The organism is Acinetobacter sp. YH12233 (assembly GCF_013417725.1).
Lineage (GTDB): Bacteria > Pseudomonadota > Gammaproteobacteria > Pseudomonadales > Moraxellaceae > Acinetobacter.
Genome location: NZ_VPDK01000021.1, coordinates 21,808 through 38,719 on the forward strand (window position 1 = coordinate 21,808; position 16,912 = coordinate 38,719).

At 42.3% G+C, this 16,912-nt stretch carries 20 protein-coding genes; 10 read left to right on the forward strand and 10 right to left on the reverse strand.

Translation table 11 applies throughout. The annotated features are described in order from the left end of the window. Positions 1–23: 23 nt before the first annotated feature. A complete protein-coding gene (locus FTV12_RS10510; RefSeq protein WP_004782484.1) occupies positions 24–1,196 on the reverse strand; it encodes an isovaleryl-CoA dehydrogenase in 1,173 nt (390 codons plus the stop codon). Positions 1,197–1,342: 146 nt separating this feature from the next. On the opposite strand from FTV12_RS10510, the gene FTV12_RS10515 reads away from it, so the two are divergent. The 5 genes from FTV12_RS10515 to FTV12_RS10535 all read left to right on the forward strand — a co-directional run bounded on the left by FTV12_RS10515 (position 1,343) and on the right by FTV12_RS10535 (position 6,398). Beyond that, positions 1,343–1,978 carry a TetR/AcrR family transcriptional regulator gene (locus tag FTV12_RS10515; protein WP_004782481.1) on the forward strand — a complete coding sequence of 212 codons (636 nt, stop codon included), beginning with the start codon at positions 1,343–1,345 and terminating at the stop codon, positions 1,976–1,978. A gap of 97 nt (positions 1,979–2,075) precedes the next feature. Further along, complete coding sequence (locus FTV12_RS10520; protein WP_180033998.1) at positions 2,076–3,764, forward strand: AMP-binding protein; 1,689 nt, start codon at positions 2,076–2,078, stop codon at positions 3,762–3,764. A gap of 242 nt (positions 3,765–4,006) precedes the next feature. Next, on the forward strand, positions 4,007–4,678 hold the full coding sequence (locus FTV12_RS10525; protein WP_180033999.1) for a class I SAM-dependent methyltransferase: 672 nt from the start codon (positions 4,007–4,009) through the stop codon (positions 4,676–4,678). 62 nt (positions 4,679–4,740) lie between these two features. Further along, positions 4,741–5,538: a thioesterase family protein gene (locus FTV12_RS10530; RefSeq protein ID WP_004782476.1), complete on the forward strand. Its 798-nt coding sequence runs from the start codon at positions 4,741–4,743 to the stop codon at positions 5,536–5,538. An 83-nt stretch (positions 5,539–5,621) separates the two neighbouring features. After that, a complete protein-coding gene (locus FTV12_RS10535; RefSeq protein ID WP_180034000.1) occupies positions 5,622–6,398 on the forward strand; it encodes a Rossmann-like and DUF2520 domain-containing protein in 777 nt (258 codons plus the stop codon). Positions 6,399–6,441: 43 nt separating this feature from the next. Here the strand turns inward: FTV12_RS10535 and trmB are convergent, their stop codons facing one another. Both trmB and FTV12_RS10545 read right to left on the reverse strand, forming a co-directional pair. Further along, the gene (gene trmB, locus FTV12_RS10540; protein WP_004782474.1) at positions 6,442–7,158 is read right to left on the reverse strand and encodes a tRNA (guanosine(46)-N7)-methyltransferase TrmB; all 717 of its coding nucleotides are present in this window, start codon (positions 7,156–7,158) and stop codon (positions 6,442–6,444) included. A gap of 150 nt (positions 7,159–7,308) precedes the next feature. Continuing rightward, complete coding sequence (locus tag FTV12_RS10545) at positions 7,309–8,754, reverse strand: SulP family inorganic anion transporter (RefSeq protein ID WP_179992279.1); 1,446 nt, start codon at positions 8,752–8,754, stop codon at positions 7,309–7,311. 216 nt (positions 8,755–8,970) lie between these two features. Here FTV12_RS10545 and FTV12_RS10550 point away from each other — a divergent pair, with 216 nt between their 5' ends. From FTV12_RS10550 to FTV12_RS10560, 3 genes are all read left to right on the forward strand, one after another. Further along, complete coding sequence (locus FTV12_RS10550) at positions 8,971–9,582, forward strand: glutathione binding-like protein (RefSeq protein ID WP_004782472.1); 612 nt, start codon at positions 8,971–8,973, stop codon at positions 9,580–9,582. Between the two features lie 157 nt (positions 9,583–9,739). Beyond that, positions 9,740–10,321 carry an NAD(P)H-dependent oxidoreductase gene (locus FTV12_RS10555; RefSeq protein WP_179992280.1) on the forward strand — a complete coding sequence of 194 codons (582 nt, stop codon included), beginning with the start codon at positions 9,740–9,742 and terminating at the stop codon, positions 10,319–10,321. 15 nt (positions 10,322–10,336) lie between these two features. Further along, entirely contained in the window at positions 10,337–10,648 is a 312-nt protein-coding gene (locus tag FTV12_RS10560) for a putative quinol monooxygenase (protein ID WP_179992281.1), read from the forward strand. Positions 10,649–10,688: 40 nt separating this feature from the next. Here FTV12_RS10560 and FTV12_RS10565 read toward each other — a convergent pair whose 3' ends face one another. The 6 genes from FTV12_RS10565 to FTV12_RS10590 all read right to left on the reverse strand — a co-directional run bounded on the left by FTV12_RS10565 (position 10,689) and on the right by FTV12_RS10590 (position 14,513). After that, entirely contained in the window at positions 10,689–11,414 is a 726-nt protein-coding gene (locus tag FTV12_RS10565) for a hypothetical protein (protein ID WP_179992282.1), read from the reverse strand. Positions 11,415–11,728: 314 nt separating this feature from the next. Next, entirely contained in the window at positions 11,729–12,511 is a 783-nt protein-coding gene (locus tag FTV12_RS10570; RefSeq protein WP_034702140.1) for a thiazole synthase, read from the reverse strand. Between the two features lie 17 nt (positions 12,512–12,528). Next, positions 12,529–12,726, reverse strand: coding sequence for a sulfur carrier protein ThiS (gene thiS / locus FTV12_RS10575; protein ID WP_005235073.1), 198 nt, complete (start codon positions 12,724–12,726; stop codon positions 12,529–12,531). A gap of 39 nt (positions 12,727–12,765) precedes the next feature. Then, positions 12,766–13,131 (reverse strand): DUF423 domain-containing protein, encoded by a 366-nt coding sequence (locus FTV12_RS10580; RefSeq protein WP_004782466.1) that lies wholly within the window; start codon positions 13,129–13,131, stop codon positions 12,766–12,768. A 137-nt stretch (positions 13,132–13,268) separates the two neighbouring features. Continuing rightward, positions 13,269–14,138, reverse strand: coding sequence for an RNA polymerase sigma factor RpoH (gene rpoH, locus FTV12_RS10585; RefSeq protein ID WP_004782464.1), 870 nt, complete (start codon positions 14,136–14,138; stop codon positions 13,269–13,271). Positions 14,139–14,279: 141 nt separating this feature from the next. Further along, positions 14,280–14,513: a sulfurtransferase TusA family protein gene (locus FTV12_RS10590; protein WP_175968201.1), complete on the reverse strand. Its 234-nt coding sequence runs from the start codon at positions 14,511–14,513 to the stop codon at positions 14,280–14,282. Between the two features lie 381 nt (positions 14,514–14,894). Here FTV12_RS10590 and FTV12_RS10595 point away from each other — a divergent pair, with 381 nt between their 5' ends. Both FTV12_RS10595 and rhlB read left to right on the forward strand, forming a co-directional pair. After that, on the forward strand, positions 14,895–15,110 hold the full coding sequence (locus FTV12_RS10595) for a cold-shock protein (RefSeq protein ID WP_004782461.1): 216 nt from the start codon (positions 14,895–14,897) through the stop codon (positions 15,108–15,110). A gap of 96 nt (positions 15,111–15,206) precedes the next feature. Continuing rightward, positions 15,207–16,358 (forward strand): ATP-dependent RNA helicase RhlB, encoded by a 1,152-nt coding sequence (gene rhlB, locus FTV12_RS10600; protein WP_004782458.1) that lies wholly within the window; start codon positions 15,207–15,209, stop codon positions 16,356–16,358. 60 nt (positions 16,359–16,418) lie between these two features. On the opposite strand, the gene FTV12_RS10605 is transcribed toward rhlB, so the two are convergent. Further along, positions 16,419–16,796, reverse strand: a complete 378-nt coding sequence (locus FTV12_RS10605) for a hypothetical protein (protein ID WP_171505595.1) — start codon at positions 16,794–16,796, stop codon at positions 16,419–16,421. Positions 16,797–16,912 lie beyond the last annotated feature (116 nt).

Here is a 16,912-nt window from a genome sequence, read left to right on the forward strand (position 1 = left end):
TGTTTTATTCTAAGTGTTAATGTTTAGGCTGTTTCGTTGAAGAGCTCACGGCCAATGAGCATGCGGCGGATTTCGGAAGTTCCGGCGCCAATTTCATAGAGTTTGGCATCGCGCCATAAACGGCCTGCAGCAAATTCATTGATATAACCGTTCCCACCTAGGGTCTGAATGGTTTCACCCGCCATCCAGGTGGCTTTTTCAGCGGCATATAAAATGGCACTGGCAGCATCTTTACGCAGGCTACGGCTATGATCGGCCTTGTCACATTCAGCACCAACGGCATACACCAGGGCCTTACATGCCAGCCAGGTAGAGTACATGTCAGCAATTTTGCCTTGCATCAACTGGAATTCGCCCAGTGCCTGACCAAATTGTTTACGGTCATGAATATAAGGAATCACGGTATCCATGCAGGCATCCATAATGCCCAGTGGGCCAGCACTCAGAACCGCACGTTCATAGTCCAGACCACTCATCAGCACTTTAGTCCCATTGCCGACACCGCCAAGCACGTTTTCTTTCGGAACTTCGACATTGTCAAAAAACAGGGGATAAGTATTGGAACCACGCATGCCCAATTTGTCTAAATGAGTGCCGTGACTAAAACCTGGCATATTTTTCTCAACCAGAAAAGCAGTCATGCCTTTGGCACCAGCTTGTAAATCGGTTTTGGCATAGACGACAAGTACATCGGCATCACCACCGTTAGTGATCCACATCTTGGAACCATTGAGTAGATAATGATCGCCTTTATCTTCAGCTTTCAGTTTCATGCTGACTACATCTGATCCGGCATTCGGCTCAGACATTGCTAATGCACCGACATATTCACCAGAAATCAGTTTTGGCAGATAACGCTGCTTTTGTTCTTCATTACCATTTCGCTTAATTTGGTTTACACATAGGTTAGAATGGGCGCCATAGGACAAACCAATGGATGCTGAAGCACGGGAAATTTCTTGCATGGCAATAATATGGGCCAGATACCCCAGATTGGTACCGCCATATTCTTCACTGACCGTTAAACCAAGTAGGCCCATATCACCAAATTTTTTCCAGAGGTGAGCCGGGAATTCATTGTCACGGTCAACTTGCTGGGCAATTGGGGCAATTTCCTTGGCGCAAAATGCGGCCACTGAATCACGAAGCGCAATAAGAGTTTCATCCAAACCGAAATCTAAGCTTTGTAAATTCATTCTTCATCCATCCTGAGATTATATTTGTTGTGTCCAAAAGCATTTTTGTTGTGCTTGTTTTTTTAACATACAACGAAAAATTAAAAAAGTGAACCTATATTCACAAAATGATTTACAATTCATTTTATCTGGTTGAGAATAAGATTATGAGTTATAAAAGATCATCACTGATGCAGGAACGAATGGAACAAAATCGTTTGTCGATTTTACAGTCTGCTCGTGAACTGATTACTCAAGGGGGCTTTAAAGAGGCGTCGATTCAGGCGATTGCAGAACGCGCAGGCGTTTCTACAGGGCTGGTATATCGATATTTTGAAAACAAAAGCCAGATTTTGATTGAGGTTTTGTCGGCAGCGATTCAGCATGAAGTTGGAATTCTTGTTTCCATTGCCGGGTCGGATTTGTCGCCAAAACTGAAATTGCAAAAATCTGTTACAACTTTTGTGAAACGTGCCATGAATAGCCCCCAGTTGGCGTATTCACTTATGTTTGAACCGGTTGATCCGGAAATGGAACATGAGCGTTTTCGCAGTAAACAGCTGCTTAAACAAAGCATTAAGGAAATCCTGGCCGAAGGAAAGGTGAATGGAGAGTTCGAGTTTGAAGATTTAAATACGGCAGCTTTGGGCGTGGTTGGTGCCATGACCTTTGTCGTGATTGAACCTTTGAATCCGTCCCGTAATGTGATGTTTGATCAGAACTACAAGGATCACTTTGTCAAACAGATTGCCGATTTTTGTGTTAACGCAGTACATCGACAGGAGGGAAATTCAGCAGCATAGACACACAAAAACAGGCACATAGACAAGGTCGTCGTGGTCATAAAACAATTAGTAAAGTTGAAAATCAGAATTACAAAGAATCAAGGAGATCGATTCAATGACACAAGTACGGTTAAGCTATGCCTATGGAACCAGCAGCCAGCCTTTATTGGGCATGACGATTGGTGAAAAATTTGATCAAGCTTGCGAGCAGTATGCAGAACGTGATGCGGTAGTGAGTTTGCATCAGAACATACGCCTCAGTTACCGGCAGCTACAGGATCAGGTCAATGCCTTTGCCTGTCAGCTGCTGAAACTAGGTATGCAAAAAGGTGACCGTCTGGCAATCTGGTCGCCGAACTGTGTGGAATGGACCATTACCCAGTTTGCGGCCTTCAAGGCAGGCATTATTCTGGTGAACCTGAATCCGGCCTATAAAAGCAATGAGCTTGAATATGTGCTAAACAAGGTCTCCTGTAAGGGACTGGTGATTGCAGCGCAGTTTAAGACGACGGACTATCAGGAAATTCTGACTAAAATTGCACCGGAATTGCAGGAAACCGAGGATAAATTCCTTAATGCAGAGCGTCTGCCGCATTTAAAACATGTAATTAAAATTGATGACCAGCAGCATACCGGCATCCACCGGTTTCAGGATTTGCTGAGCTCGCCTGGCGAACAAGAGCTGCAACAACTGCAACAGATCTCCAGTGAACTGCAGTTCGATGAAACCATTAATATCCAGTTTACCTCGGGCACCACCGGCAATCCGAAAGGCACCATGCTGACCCATAATAATATTTTAAATAACGGGTACTTTGTTGGCGAAGCCATTCATTTAGGGCCAGAAGACCGTGTCTGTATTTCAGTGCCTTTATTTCACTGCTTTGGTATGGTCATGGGCAATCTGGCCTGTATTACGCATGGTTCCGCCATGATTTATCCGTCTGCCGTGTTTAATCCATTAGAAACCTTAAAAGCCATTCAGCAGGAAAGATGTACCGCGGCTTATGGTGTGCCGACTATGTTTATTGCGGTGCTGGAACATGAACAGTTTGACGAGTTTGATCTGTCCAGTCTGCGTACCGGGATTATGGCGGGTAGTCCATGTCCGCAGGAAATTATGCAGCGCGTGATTGAACGGATGCATATGTCTGAAATCACGATTTGTTATGGCATGACTGAAACCGCACCCGTCAGTGCACAAAGCTCAACGGCAGACAGTGTCGAGCAACGTGTCAGTACGGTTGGCCGGGTACATCCGCATCTGGAAGTTAAAATTGTCGATGAAAATGGCAAGGTGGTTCCACGCGGCCAATTGGGTGAGCTGTGTGTACGTGGTTATTCAGTGATGCTCGGTTATTGGGAAGATCAGGACAAAACTCAGGAAGTGATTGATGCGGCGCGCTGGATGCATACCGGTGATATCGCTGAAATGGATGATGAAGGCTTTGTCAAAATCAAGGGCCGAATCAAGGACGTGGTGATTCGTGGAGGGGAAAACCTGTTCCCGAAAGAAATTGAAGATTTCCTTTATACCCATCCGGCTGTTTCAGATGTACAGGTGATTGGGGTGCCAGACCATAAATATGGTGAGGAACTTTGTGCCTGCATCATCCTGCATGAAAATGATTCATGTACTGAAGAAACCATCCGTCAGTATTGTAAGGAGCATATTTCTCACAATAAAGTGCCGCGTTATGTGCGTTTCTTCCATGACTTCCCGATGACAGCTTCAGGCAAGGCACAGAAGTTCAAGTTGCGTGAATTTATGCGTGAAGAATTAAATTTAAAAGAGATTGCTTAAATTAATTAAAGCTAAGTTTAAATAGTATTTGATCAGATGACCTGGCGGCATGGATGCCGCCGTTTCATTGTATGGCAAGGATGCCATATCAATGAAACAGAGGGGTTTGGTTACTTTGCCCAGTCAAAGTAACGAAGCACCTGCACAATGGAAGAAGAATCCATCTTGCAAATTGAGGTCATGTATTTAGCAATTTCTTTAAATAGATAAAAATCTATTTCTATATAAATCAGAGTAAACAGATGGCAAAAAACTTTCACAGTGAAGTGGTGGTCGCAAGTTATGATGATCATATCCGTAAACTGATTCCTGGCTATGAACTGGTGCATCAGCAGATTGAAGCCATACTCAGTACTGAGCTTCCAGAAAATGCACATATCCTGATTGTGGGTTGCGGAACTGGTTATGAACTATCTTATTTATTGCAACAGCATCCAAACTGGACATTTACTGCGATTGATCCTTCCGCTGCGATGCTTGAACAGGCAAGGAAGCATCTGGCTTCTATTGGAGCTGAACAACGAGTTCAGTTTATACAGTGCACCACTCAGGAACTGGATCAGCAGGATACTTTCGATGCTGCACTCGCTATTTTAGTCGCCCATTTTATTCCTGAACCTCAGAAATCTGATTTTTTTCAGGCTATCTATCAGAGCCTTAAAGCTGGCGGGATCGCATTGACCTATGATCTGATGCAGCCAGAAGGTGAGAATGAATTAAAGGTGATGCAAAAAATGGCACAGCAAACCGGACTTAGTGTGCAGCAAAGCGAAAATATGCTGGCCAGATTGCAGCAGGACTTTTTTCTGATTTCAGCGGAAGATTCAAATGAACTTTTAACAAAAGTCGGATTTAAACAGCACAAAATTTATAGTCAAATCATGAATTATTATGGTTTTTTACTCAGAAAATAAAGATCATGAAACTTTATATGAATTTTAAAGTTTAAGAGAATAATCAAGGAAGTTTAAGAAGAATGTCAGCATATTATAGTTTGATCCAGCGCGAGCAGCATACAGATGGCAGTACTACTGCCTATTATCGTTCCAATATTCATGCTCAAGGTGCGTGGAATCCTCATGAACAGCATATGGCACCGGCAACCGGTATTCTATGTGTTGAACTGGAACAGTTTCAGCCTAGATCAGAAATGCGCATTGGCCGGGTTGGACTGGATATTTTTGGGCTGATTGCATTTGGTGAATTTTCTATTACTACACGCATGATCCGTCCTGGCAAAACTATTGAATTGATTGAGGCAGAAATGTGTGCCAATGGAAAAACCTGTATTGTTGCACGTGCCTGGAGGATGTTGACTTCAGATAGCCGGGCCATTGCAGGTATCGAAGATTTTCCGATTGAAAGCCCTGAGTTTTTACCGGTTTGGGAGGGTATGAGTTGCTGGCCGGGCGGTTATATTCAAAGTATTGAAACCCGTGCACATCCTGATCATCGTGCAGGCAAAGGCATTGTCTGGCTCAGAAATTCATTGGATATGGTAGAAGGACAACCGACTACAGATTTTAGTCGTTTACTCGGTATGGTCGATACCGCGAATGGCATTGTGCCACGTCAGGACCCGAATGCGGGCTGGGGATTCCCGAATCTAGATTTACAGATTCATATGTACCGTCTGCCGCAAGGTGAATGGTTGGGGCTGGAAGTGGTGCAACAATATGGTGAAGATGGGATTGGTCTCACCAGTGGTGTGCTGCATGATATTCACGGGCCTTTCGGTCGTAGTGAACAGATTCTGACCTTACGTAAATTCTAAATCCGGTTCAAAAGCAAAAGGATGAATTGATTCATCCTTTTTTTATTGGCATGCTGTGCGCAATGATTCAGGAATATTGATGAATGCGGATTAGTATTATTGGGGCAGGGCGAGTGGCTTATCATCTTGCCCGTGCTTTGTCAGCACAACATAAAATTGTACAGATCTACAGCCGGACTCTGGATAAAGCACAGCAACTGGCTGATCAATTTAAAGCGCAAGCCATCGCTCAACCTGAGAATCTGAATCAGAATATAGATTTGATGATCATTGCCGTGAGTGATCAATCAATTGCTGAGGTCATCAGACAAGTTCATTCTTACTTGCAAGATGTGCTGATTGTCCATACTTCGGGTAGTACTCATCTAAATGTTCTAGCAGATGTACATGTAAAGTCTGGTGTCTTTTATCCACTGCAGACCTTTAGTCTGGAACGTGAAATCGACTGGGAAAATACACCTTTATTTATTGAAGCATCTGATCCAGAAGATCAAAAAATTCTAATTCATTTAGCAAATAGCCTAAGTAAACGAGTTTATCAATATAGTTCAGAACAACGTTTGAGCTTGCATCTAGCTGCGGTGTTTGCCTGCAATTTTAGCAACTACTGTTATGACATGGCCAAGCAGGTAGTAGATGCACAGCAGGTAGACTTTAGCCTGCTTTATCCATTGATTCTGGAAACAGCCCATAAAGCGACGCAAAATGATCCACGCCAGGGGCAGACTGGACCTGCGATGCGTGGTGATCAGAATATTCTGAATATGCATCAGCAGATGCTAGAGCAGTCTCAGCGACAAGACTTGGCAGATGTATATAGATTATTCAGTCAGCAGATTTTAGAACGCCATAAGAGCTAATAAAAAAGCGCTGAATAATCAGCGCTTTTTAGACTTATAGATATTAAGAAATTTTCTTAAAGATAAAGTCATTAATCTTGTGGCCAGCTTCGATCCCGCGACGTTCAAATTTGGTCTGTGGGCGCCATTCAGGACGAGGGTAGCTGTTTCCTTTACCCGCCAGGTTTTCTAAACGTGGACGTTCTTCCAGAACTTCCAGCATCCACTCAGCATACGGTTCCCAGTCTGTTGCAGCATGGAAAGTACCGCCAAGTTCCAGTTTTTGCTCAACCAATGGCATGCGGTCATGAGATACAAAACGGCGTTTAAAGTGACGTTTTTTCTGCCATGGATCAGGGAAATACAGCTGAACGGTGTTGATGCTATTGTCTGGCATTTCACGAAGTACCTGAATCGCATCAGCATCCAGTACACGTAAGTTCGTCACGCCAGCCATACCTGCTTCATACACGCACTGCGCAATACCCGGTACATGCACTTCGATTCCGACAAAGTTACGCTCTGGATTCGCTTTCGCCATGAGAACCAGAGAGCGGCCCATACCAAAACCGATTTCGACAGTCAGCGGACGTTCAGGGTGTTCAAAATGCTGACGCAAATCACCTACCGGATATTCCAAAATTAAGTGACCATATTGTTCAAGCGCAGTACGTTGAGAGGTATTTAATGGCGCTGAGCGGCGCATAAACGTCACAATTTCACGGTGCTCGCTTAAATTGTCCAGCTCCACGACTTGCTGGTCTAATTGATCGTTCGACATAATTTTGGCAAATCTAAAAATTCAGAATGCGGTATTTTAAGTCCTGAGCGGTGCAAGTCAAACTTTTCTCGGTATTTCTCCATAAAAATCGAGCCAGAGATCTCAGACAAAATAAAAGAGCCAGTTGGCTCTTTTATAGATCAAGCTTGATCAGGTACTAAAACGATCGATCAAAGTGCTACTGGCTTCATTTAAACCAATTACAGTCACGTCTATGCCTTGGGCTTTAAACTTCTGGATGACGTTATTGAGCATATTTACTGAAGTTACATCCCAGATATGTGCATGCGTCAGATCTAGCTCAACATGATCTAGCTTTTCCTTAAAATCAAAAAACTGGTAGAACTTTTCTGTACTACTGAAAAAAATCTGACCAGAAATTATATAGCTACGTGAATTAGGCTTATGCAAATAAGTCGAGACATGTACAGTTCTTTCCAGCTTATTAATAAAGAACAGAGCAGAGAGCAATACACCGACAAATACACCGAGCGCCAGATTATGAGTAGCAAGCACGACAATTATCACTGCAATCATCACGGTATTAAATTCTAGCGGATGCTTGCCAAACTGTTTGATTGCACCCCACTGGAAGGTGGTAAATGATACCATAATCATAATAGCTACCAGTGCTGCCATAGGAATATAAGCCAGCCAGTCTTTCAGGAAGACCACCAGACACAGTAAAAATACGCCAGCAACTAATGTCGATAAACGTGTACGAGCACCTGATGAGACATTGATAATCGACTGGCCAATCATGGCACAACCGGCCATTCCGCCCATAAAACCGCTGACAATATTGGCCATACCCTGACCACGACATTCCTGATGTCGGTCACCTTCAGTTCCAGTCACTTCATCAATCACTGTAGTCGTCATCATACTTTCAAGCAGACCTACAGTGGCTAGAGTAAAGGAATAAGGCAGGATAATCTGCAAAGTTTCCAGATTCAGTGGAATTTCTGGAAGAAGAAAGACTGGCAAGGTATCTGGAAACTGTCCCAGATCGCTCACAGTACGCATATCTGCACCAAGCAATAACGCAAGTGCGCTCAGTACGACGATACAGATCAGAGGCGATGGAATCGCTTTACCGATTTTCGGGATATAAGGAAACAGATAGATAATTGCCAAACCTACTAAAATGAACAGATAAGCCGTACTGTCCATCCGGTGAATTTCCGGGATTTGTGCCACAAAAATCAGGATCGCGAGGGCATTCAAGAAACCATATACCACAGCCTGCGACACAAAACGCATCAGCTTGGCAACTTTAAAAAAGCCCGCAATCACCTGAATGATTCCGGTCAGAATCGTGGCTGCAAGCAGGTATTGCAAGCCATGATCCTTGACCAGCGTAATCATCAATAGTGCCATTGCACCTGTAGCCGCAGAAATCATGGCAGGACGACCACCGAAAAAGGCAATGGACACGGCAATACAGAAAGAGGCATATAAGCCGACTTGCGGATCGACACCGGCAATCGCAGAAAAGGCAATAGATTCAGGAATCAGGGCGAGTCCAACCACCAAACCTGCCAGTACATCAGTCCGGATATTGGAAAACCATTCTTCTTTTTTCAGGTTAATCACGAAATATCATCTAAATTTTGAGAACCTGCGTATCTTAAACAGATACAGATAAAAATCTACACAAGATTGACTTGCAAAAGCCTGTAAATTCCTCAATATTGAATATGTAACTGTGCTGAATCACAGTTACGCTTTTTTGCAATTTACAGGTTTGATCACTTGAAAGTTTGTCAGAAGCGATTTAAAACATTGAGAAGTGTATAACAAGGATCAGAAATGAAGCTTTACTATTCGCCAGGCGCGTGCTCTTTGGCAGCTCATATTATTTTAAATGAAATTAATGTCGATTTTGATTTGGAACGTGTTGACTTAAAAACCCATAAAACAGAAAAAGGTGCAGATTATTACGAAATTAACCCAAAAGGTTATGTACCAGCATTAGAAATTAATCCGGGTTTAATTCTTACAGAAAATGTTGCAATTTTACCGTTTCTTGCTCAACACGATCCAAAACAAGATCTGATTCCACCTTCTGGCATGGGACGTGCCAAAGTGCTGGAGTGGTTAGGTTATCTCAATTCAGAACTGCATGATGCTTATGCTGTATTCTTCACTGGAAAATTATCAGATGAAGCCAAAGAAAAAGCATATGCAGAAATTGACCGTTTATTGAGTTATATCGATAAGGCGATTGGTGAATCGGACAATGATTATCTGGTCGATGATAATTTCGGTCCGGCAGATGCTTACCTGTTTGTTCTCACCAACTGGTCGAACCAGATTGAACATGATCTGAGTCCATATAAAAATATTATTCATATCCGTAATAAGGTTGCAGAACGTCAGTCTGTACAGATTGCAATGCGTGATGAAGGTTTGATTCCTTAATACTAAAATTTTGAAAAAGCGTCATAAGGCGCTTTTTTTATTGCTTCCAAAGTAATTGTTGATATTTAGTCAATAATGATTTGCAAAATCACTGCTTTTTAGCAATAAGCAGAGTCTATATAGTGCCTGCATAAATTTTTGGTTTCAGGTTCTTTCCATGAAAAATATTTTATTAATTAATGGCGCAAAAGCTTTTGCCCACTCAAATGGTCAGTTAAATGATACTTTGGCCGAACTGGCTCAAGAAGTATTAACAAAGCTGGGGCATCAGGTTCAGGTAACTCGTGCTGACAATGAATATGATGCAAAAGCAGAAGTAGAAAAATACCTTTGGGCAGATACGGTCATTTACCAAATGCCAGGCTGGTGGATGGGTGCGCCGTGGCCAGTGAAAAAGTATATTGATGATGTTTTTACCGAAGGGCATGGCAGCCTGTATGCAAATGATGGTCGCTCACGTTCAGATGCTTCAAAAAAATATGGCTCAGGTGGCCTGATTCACGATAAAAACTATATGTTATCTCTTACCTGGAATGCACCGATGGATGCGTTTACAGATACCGAGCAGTTTTTTCATGGCGTGGGTGTAGATGGCGTTTACCTACCTTTTCATAAAGCCAACCAATTCCTGGGGATGCAAGCTTTACCGACATTTATTGTGAATGATGTAATTAAAGCCCCTGAAGTTGAAGCGTATATCGCACAGTATCGTGAACATTTAACTCAAATTTTTGCTTAATCAGGAGATATGACCATGCTAACCGTTATTGCTGAAATCATCTGTCATTCGGAACAAGATATGAAAACAGTGCTGGATTCATTTAACAACATCCGCACACAGGTATTACAAGAGCCAGGCTGTCATCTTTATGATGTCTATATTGATCATCCGGCAATTGAGAGCCGATTACAGACCAAAGTGCCTTTTTCAATCATGATGTTTGAAAAATGGGAAAGTATTCAGCATCTGGAAACCCACATGCATAGTGTAAATATGCAGCAACATGCTAAAGCCACTCAAGGTGCGGTTGCGAGTGTAAAGATTCGGATTTTAGAAGCACTTTAAGCTGTAATTCTCAGTTTGAAAGAGTTTGTAATATTTAATTTTATTCGAACTCTTGTGGCTGATTAAATTGAACCTGTTCAAGTTTCAGTGCGTAGCGGTGTTTTAAGGTGGACCATTGAACTTTGGCAAGTTGCGTCTGTTCTGAAAATTCATTTTCATCTGTTGTAGTTTTTAGCTTGCCTGTTAAAAAGTTAATGCTTCGTGCTGTACTCTCACCCGAGGCACGGTGAAAATCATCTACATCATAGCCAATCAATTTAAAAGCATTATCTTGGTATCGAAAGGTATAAGTATAATTGGTGACATACCATGAACCACAGCTTAGCCAGTAGTGTAAATGAACCCGAAGTACACCTTTTTGAATGCTTAAGGCTTCGGATTCACCAAGTGGATCAGTGAGGCAAGGCGACTCTACATCACCTTCGGTTGGCAAAGTAGTATTGCTAGCTGCAAGCTGATAACCATTTGCCTGCTTGAATAAAATCAAAAGTTTTCGTTCGTTGGTATTCAGAACATGATTACCTACACCTGCATTTGCAACAAAGTTTTCGGGATTAGTATCTTCAATAATCAGGGCAATATCCGCTTGACCGTCCTGATTTAAATCACCTTGTGCTTTTTCTAGAACTTTCCAGTTTTTCGGAACAAAAGATTGATAGCTTGATTTAGGAGAACTACCTGTCTGAGGTTTCGCACAAGCACTTTGTGTAAATGCTAGACACAGCAGGGTGCTAAATAGGAAAGGCAGTTTGATCTGATAAAGCATCGGTTTAAATTCCTTTTATTTATAATTTTATTGATGATCAAAGCTGAGTGATAAGTTTAGCAAAATAGGTTAAGTCATCTCTTTGAATATTGGATAGATATTTATGGTGAACTTTAAAGCTTTTTTATAAATTCAACTATGGATTTGAAGTTCCTATTCGAATTAATCCGAACCAAGACGTGAACTTTTAATATTTAATTTTCAAAGTTGACCGGGGTATTGGGTATCTAAATTTAAAAGTCCAGGAGTTTGCTGGAAACTCCTGAACAGATCGACATGATTTAAATAATTTTTTGGGCCTCTAGCCTCGATTATTATTTAAAGAAATAACCGGTTTCAGGTGAGCTGGCATTGGCCATGCGTTTGCGTGGCATACGACCGGCCAGGAATGCTTCACGACCCGCTTCAACCGCCTTACGCATCGCAGAGGCCATCAAGACCGGATTTTGTGCAGCAGCAATCGCAGTATTCATCAGTACGCCGTCACAGCCTAGTTCCATGGCAATCGCTGCATCACTGGCAGTACCGACACCCGCATCAACCAGCACAGGCACTTTGGCATTTTCTTTAATAATCGAAATCGTGTGTGGATTCAGAATCCCCAGACCTGAACCGATCAGACTACCTAAAGGCATGATTGCTACACAGCCCATACTTTCCAGTTCTTGTGCCACGATCGGATCATCTGAGGTATAGACCATGATTTCAAAACCGTCATCAATCAGGGTACGCGCTGCTTTCAAAGTTTCGGTAATATTTGGATAAAGAGTCTTTTCATCACCCAGAACTTCCAGTTTTACCAGGTTATGACCATCCAGCAGTTCACGTGCTAGCATACAGGTGCGTACTGCGCTATTGGCATCAAAACAGCCCGCAGTATTTGGTAAAATGGTGTATTTTTCTGGTGGAACCACTGAAAGCAGGTTCGGTTGGTCTGGATGCTGACCAATATTCACCCGGCGAATAGCAACCGTTACAATTTCTGCACCACTGGCCTGAATGGCCTGATCTGTTTCATTTAAATCTTTATATTTGCCTGTGCCTACTAAAAGACGAGACTGGAATTGGCGTGAACCGATCTGTAATAAATCTTGCATAATTGTTCCAAGTGTTATTAGCCGCCACCGACTGCGTGAATAATTTCTATTTTGTCCGCTTCGCAAATGGGCGTTTCACCCAATCTGCTTTTAGAAATAATCATTTCATTGACCTCAACTGCAAAGCGTTTACCCTCAAGCGCCAGACTTTGAACCAGTTCCAGCAGGTTCTTGCATTGAGTTTCTTGTTGTTCGCCATTGATATACACCAGCATCTTGGCAACCCTCCATGATTATTGATTAAAGCATCAGACCTATTTGAGGTATTTTACGGCATTCCAGGCCAGAATTAACCAGCCAGCAATCATTAAGGCACCACCAATTGGCGTAATTGCACCTAAACCGCGCGGCAGACCCAGTGCCATGACATAGAGTGAGCCACAGAACAGGAAAATCCCCGCCTGGATCAGGAGAAAACTCCATTTGATTGGCAATTCAGGAATTACTCGGCTGATCACTGCTAGAATAAGTAAGCCAAGAGCATGGTAGAAGAAATAATCTGTGGCCGTTTGCCACCAGGTCAACTGTGCTTCAGTCGCTCGAGTCTTTAAACCATGGGCACCAAATGCGCCGAGCATGACTGCAAGCGCAAGATTCAGTGCTGAAATCGCAATCCACATTTGAATTGACCTTCCCAATAAAGTTTGCGCTTAACCTTAGCATAAAAGCTAAGGCTGAAACACGGCATTAAAAGACAAAAAAAGCCTTCATATATGAAGGCTTTTTCTTAAGATTAGTAGTTTATTAATTCAATACATCAGTTTGAAGACATTGCTACTTTAATCTTTTCCATTGCATTCTTTTCAAGCTGACGGATACGTTCGGCGGAAACATTATATTCAGCTGCCAGTTCATGCAAGGTTGATTTTTCATCATCCAGCCAGCGACGCTGCAAGATATTACGGGAACGGTCATCTAACTGTTCCATCGCTTCATGCAGAGCAGAGGTGCTTTGTTCCTCATAGTCTTCATTTTCAATCAGACGTGCCGGGTCATAACGGTTGTCTTCCAGATATAGTGCTGGAGCAACGTGAGTTGAATTTTCGTCATCATCGTCACCTGATGCTTCAAATGCTGCATCATAAGCCGTCAATCGGCCTTCCATTTCCAACACCTGTTCTGGTGTTACATTCAGGTCATTGGCAATCGACTGAGCTTCTTCAAGCGTTAACTTTTTAGAAGACTTTTTCAGACTACGTAAATTGAAGAACAGTTTACGCTGCGCTTTAGTGGTCGCAATTTTGACAATACGCCAGTTACGAATTACATATTCATGAATTTCAGCTTTGATCCAGTGCACCGCAAATGACACCAGACGTACGCCCATACTAGGGTCAAAACGCTTAACGGCTTTCATCAGGCCAAGGTTGCCTTCCTGGATCAGGTCACCTTGAGGCAGGCCATAACCTGCATAACTACGTGCAATATGTACCACGAAACGCAAATGAGACATGACCAGCATTTTTGCTGCGTCCAGGTCCTGGTCGTAGTAATAGCGTTCGGCCAACTCTTTTTCTTGTTCGGCCGTCAAAATAGGAATTTGATTGACAGTGCTAATATAAGCACCAAGATTGACACCTGGCGCCGATAATGACAGGGGCATCAATTGATTGCGGCTGTCACTCATGTGTTCTCCTTGAAGTGCGGGGGATTTAACCCTTAACTAGGTTTTATCTTAATCCAAACTCTCCTCAAATAATGGATATTTGGGTAGAGAAATGTAAACTTTTATACGAGTATGGAGAGCATCCAGTTTAATTGAAAATTTTTAAGATTCAATCAGGTAGTGATACTCGGTTGCAGAAATCTGTTGAGATTCGCATTTTAACTGATGCATTTGGCAATACCGTGTAACATCAGTTTGACTATGTGGATCTGATGACTTTAGCAAGAATGTTTTGCCCTGATCCGCTTTTAATGCACGCTTTAACATCAGGAGCGGCATCGGACAGGGCTTACCCATGGCATCAATAATATGCGCTTGACCGTGGTTATCACTCATTTCCGTTTTATTCATATCGCAAAAAAAAGGCTATAAATATTAGCAAATAGGATGCCAAAACCCAACTATTTGGCTAAAAAGTTACATGAAATAATATATATAATTTTTCTGATATATTGTGAAAAAAATAACTAAATCAAAAGGAACAAAGCTAAAAAATATCTATTAATTGTCATAAACCCATGTTAAGCTCGTTGCGTATTTAGGATTTCAGATAAACAAATTGATTGTTTTTCGCCCTATACACAATGGATGTAACCGGGATTTTGTTAATAGTTTTACAGAATGATTACAAGCTTAAAAATAATATTTTCAAACTTGTTTGCTCTGCTGTTTGCAACACCGGGTGGTCCTTTTTTTAGTATCAATGAGGATTAACTTATGACAGCTGCTCGTGAACAAGGCGTAGTTAAATGGTTCAACGACACTAAAGGCTTCGGCTTTATTCAACGCAACGGCGGTGATGACGTATTCGTTCATTTCCGTGCAATCCAAGGCGAAGGCCACCGTTCACTTCGTGACGGCCAACGTGTTGAATTCAGTGTAGTTAAAGGCCAAAAAGGCTTCCAAGCTGAAGAAGTTCAACCATTAGACTAATCTTCGGATTAAGCTAATAAACGCCCCAATATAAATTGGGGCGTTTTTTGTTTATACTATTCCATCTTAGTGATTATCAAATTAGAGCAGCGCTTTATGTCATCTGGTTTTGAAACCTTAAATTTACATCCCCAACTGAAAAAGGCAATTGATGCTTTAGGCTTTACTTCCATGACGCCGATTCAGCAGAAGGTTTTAAAATTCACCTTGGCAGGACATGATGCTATTGGTCGTGCACAAACGGGTACGGGTAAAACAGCCGCATTCCTGATTAGCGTGATTAATGACTTGCTGAATAATCCGGTAAAAGAACAGCGTTATCGTGGTGAACCGCGTGCACTGATTCTGGCACCAACACGTGAACTTGCCCTGCAAATCGAAAGCGACGCGCATGAGCTGACCAAGTTTACTGACCTGAGTGTCGTAACACTTCTAGGTGGTGTAGATTTTGACAAGCAGAAAGCTCAATTGGATAAAGCGCCAGTGGATATCATGGTTGCTACTCCAGGGCGTCTGATTGATTTTGTCGAGCAAAAAGAAGTCTGGCTGGATCAGATTGAATTCCTGGTGATTGATGAAGCTGACCGTCTACTGGATATGGGTTTTATTCCATCAGTAAAACGTATTGTGCGTTTCTCGCCACGCAAAGAGCAGCGTCAGACGCTGATGTTCTCTGCAACTTTTAGCTATGATGTCTTGAATCTGGCACAGCAATGGTTATTTGAACCGGTCACTGTCGAAATTGAGCCAGAGAAAAAAACCAATGCCGACGTAGAACAGCGTGTGTATATGGTGGCGAAAGCAGACAAATATAAGTTGCTGCAAGACATTCTGCGTGATGAGCCGATTGAAAAGGTCATGATTTTCGCTAACCGTCGTGATCAGGTACGTAAGCTATATGATCATTTAAAACGTGATGGTTATAAGGTGGTAATGCTGTCAGGTGAAATTGCCCAAGACAAACGCTTAAAAATGTTAGACCAGTTCAAAAATGGTAAACATAACATCATGATTGCGACAGACGTTGCCGGTCGTGGTATTCATGTGGATGGCGTATCTCATGTGATTAACTTCACTTTACCTGAACAGTCCGATGATTACGTACACCGTATTGGTCGTACTGGTCGTGCGGGAACGCGTGGTGTAAGTATCAGTTTCCTGGCGGAAGATGATGCGTTCTATTTGCCAGAGATTGAAAAAGCGATTGGACAAAAATTACCGCTGACCCGTTTGGAAGGCTATTGCTAATCTAAACTGCAAAAAAACCGCTCTTTAAGAGCGGTTTTTTATTACTGCATATGTTGAAGCTTATTTGGCTTCACAGCGGAACGTTAAAACAGTCTGATAATCATCATTCTGGTTCAATCCGGTGTTGGTGCCGGCAATATTGCCTAATACAGTCGCAGCAGCCTGAATCATTTGTCCGGTCTGTTCATCGACTACACCTTTTAGTGCACCATTATAAGAAGTTTTTTCATCCAGAATAATCGCAGTTGCTTTAGAGCCACATGTTTTGCTGGCTGCATTCACTGCATTATTTTTAGAGGTTAACTGGTTTTTACCTAATCCTGTTACTTCAAACTGATTATTTTCCTTTTGAACCGCTACTGAAGTCGGGTTAGATGCACAGGCAGTTAAAAGTAGAGCTGAAGCTGCTAATCCGCTGATCGCAATTGTTTTTTTCATCATAAAATCTCGCTTGAAAACAGAACTGGGAATATTGAAACACAGTAAAAAGCACAGAATTAGGAGCTGTTGTATAAGTTTGGCAATTTTTGATGTTGCTCTATGAGAGAAAAGTG

What these genes read in the sequence shown, in the direction of transcription:
- FTV12_RS10510 (WP_004782484.1), bottom strand. Translation starts at nt 1,196, where the DNA reads ATGAATTTACAAAGCTTAGATTTCGGTTTGGATGAAACTCTTATTGCG.
- FTV12_RS10515 (WP_004782481.1), top strand. Translation starts at nt 1,343, where the DNA reads ATGAGTTATAAAAGATCATCACTGATGCAGGAACGAATGGAACAAAAT.
- FTV12_RS10520 (WP_180033998.1), top strand. Translation starts at nt 2,076, where the DNA reads ATGACACAAGTACGGTTAAGCTATGCCTATGGAACCAGCAGCCAGCCT.
- FTV12_RS10525 (WP_180033999.1), top strand. Translation starts at nt 4,007, where the DNA reads ATGGCAAAAAACTTTCACAGTGAAGTGGTGGTCGCAAGTTATGATGAT.
- FTV12_RS10530 (WP_004782476.1), top strand. Translation starts at nt 4,741, where the DNA reads ATGTCAGCATATTATAGTTTGATCCAGCGCGAGCAGCATACAGATGGC.
- FTV12_RS10535 (WP_180034000.1), top strand. Translation starts at nt 5,622, where the DNA reads ATGCGGATTAGTATTATTGGGGCAGGGCGAGTGGCTTATCATCTTGCC.
- trmB (WP_004782474.1), bottom strand. Translation starts at nt 7,158, where the DNA reads ATGTCGAACGATCAATTAGACCAGCAAGTCGTGGAGCTGGACAATTTA.
- FTV12_RS10550 (WP_004782472.1), top strand. Translation starts at nt 8,971, where the DNA reads ATGAAGCTTTACTATTCGCCAGGCGCGTGCTCTTTGGCAGCTCATATT.
- FTV12_RS10555 (WP_179992280.1), top strand. Translation starts at nt 9,740, where the DNA reads ATGAAAAATATTTTATTAATTAATGGCGCAAAAGCTTTTGCCCACTCA.
- FTV12_RS10560 (WP_179992281.1), top strand. Translation starts at nt 10,337, where the DNA reads ATGCTAACCGTTATTGCTGAAATCATCTGTCATTCGGAACAAGATATG.
- FTV12_RS10565 (WP_179992282.1), bottom strand. Translation starts at nt 11,414, where the DNA reads ATGCTTTATCAGATCAAACTGCCTTTCCTATTTAGCACCCTGCTGTGT.
- FTV12_RS10570 (WP_034702140.1), bottom strand. Translation starts at nt 12,511, where the DNA reads ATGCAAGATTTATTACAGATCGGTTCACGCCAATTCCAGTCTCGTCTT.
- thiS (WP_005235073.1), bottom strand. Translation starts at nt 12,726, where the DNA reads ATGCTGGTGTATATCAATGGCGAACAACAAGAAACTCAATGCAAGAAC.
- FTV12_RS10580 (WP_004782466.1), bottom strand. Translation starts at nt 13,131, where the DNA reads ATGTGGATTGCGATTTCAGCACTGAATCTTGCGCTTGCAGTCATGCTC.
- rpoH (WP_004782464.1), bottom strand. Translation starts at nt 14,138, where the DNA reads ATGAGTGACAGCCGCAATCAATTGATGCCCCTGTCATTATCGGCGCCA.
- FTV12_RS10590 (WP_175968201.1), bottom strand. Translation starts at nt 14,513, where the DNA reads ATGAGTGATAACCACGGTCAAGCGCATATTATTGATGCCATGGGTAAG.
- FTV12_RS10595 (WP_004782461.1), top strand. Translation starts at nt 14,895, where the DNA reads ATGACAGCTGCTCGTGAACAAGGCGTAGTTAAATGGTTCAACGACACT.
- rhlB (WP_004782458.1), top strand. Translation starts at nt 15,207, where the DNA reads ATGTCATCTGGTTTTGAAACCTTAAATTTACATCCCCAACTGAAAAAG.
- FTV12_RS10605 (WP_171505595.1), bottom strand. Translation starts at nt 16,796, where the DNA reads ATGAAAAAAACAATTGCGATCAGCGGATTAGCAGCTTCAGCTCTACTT.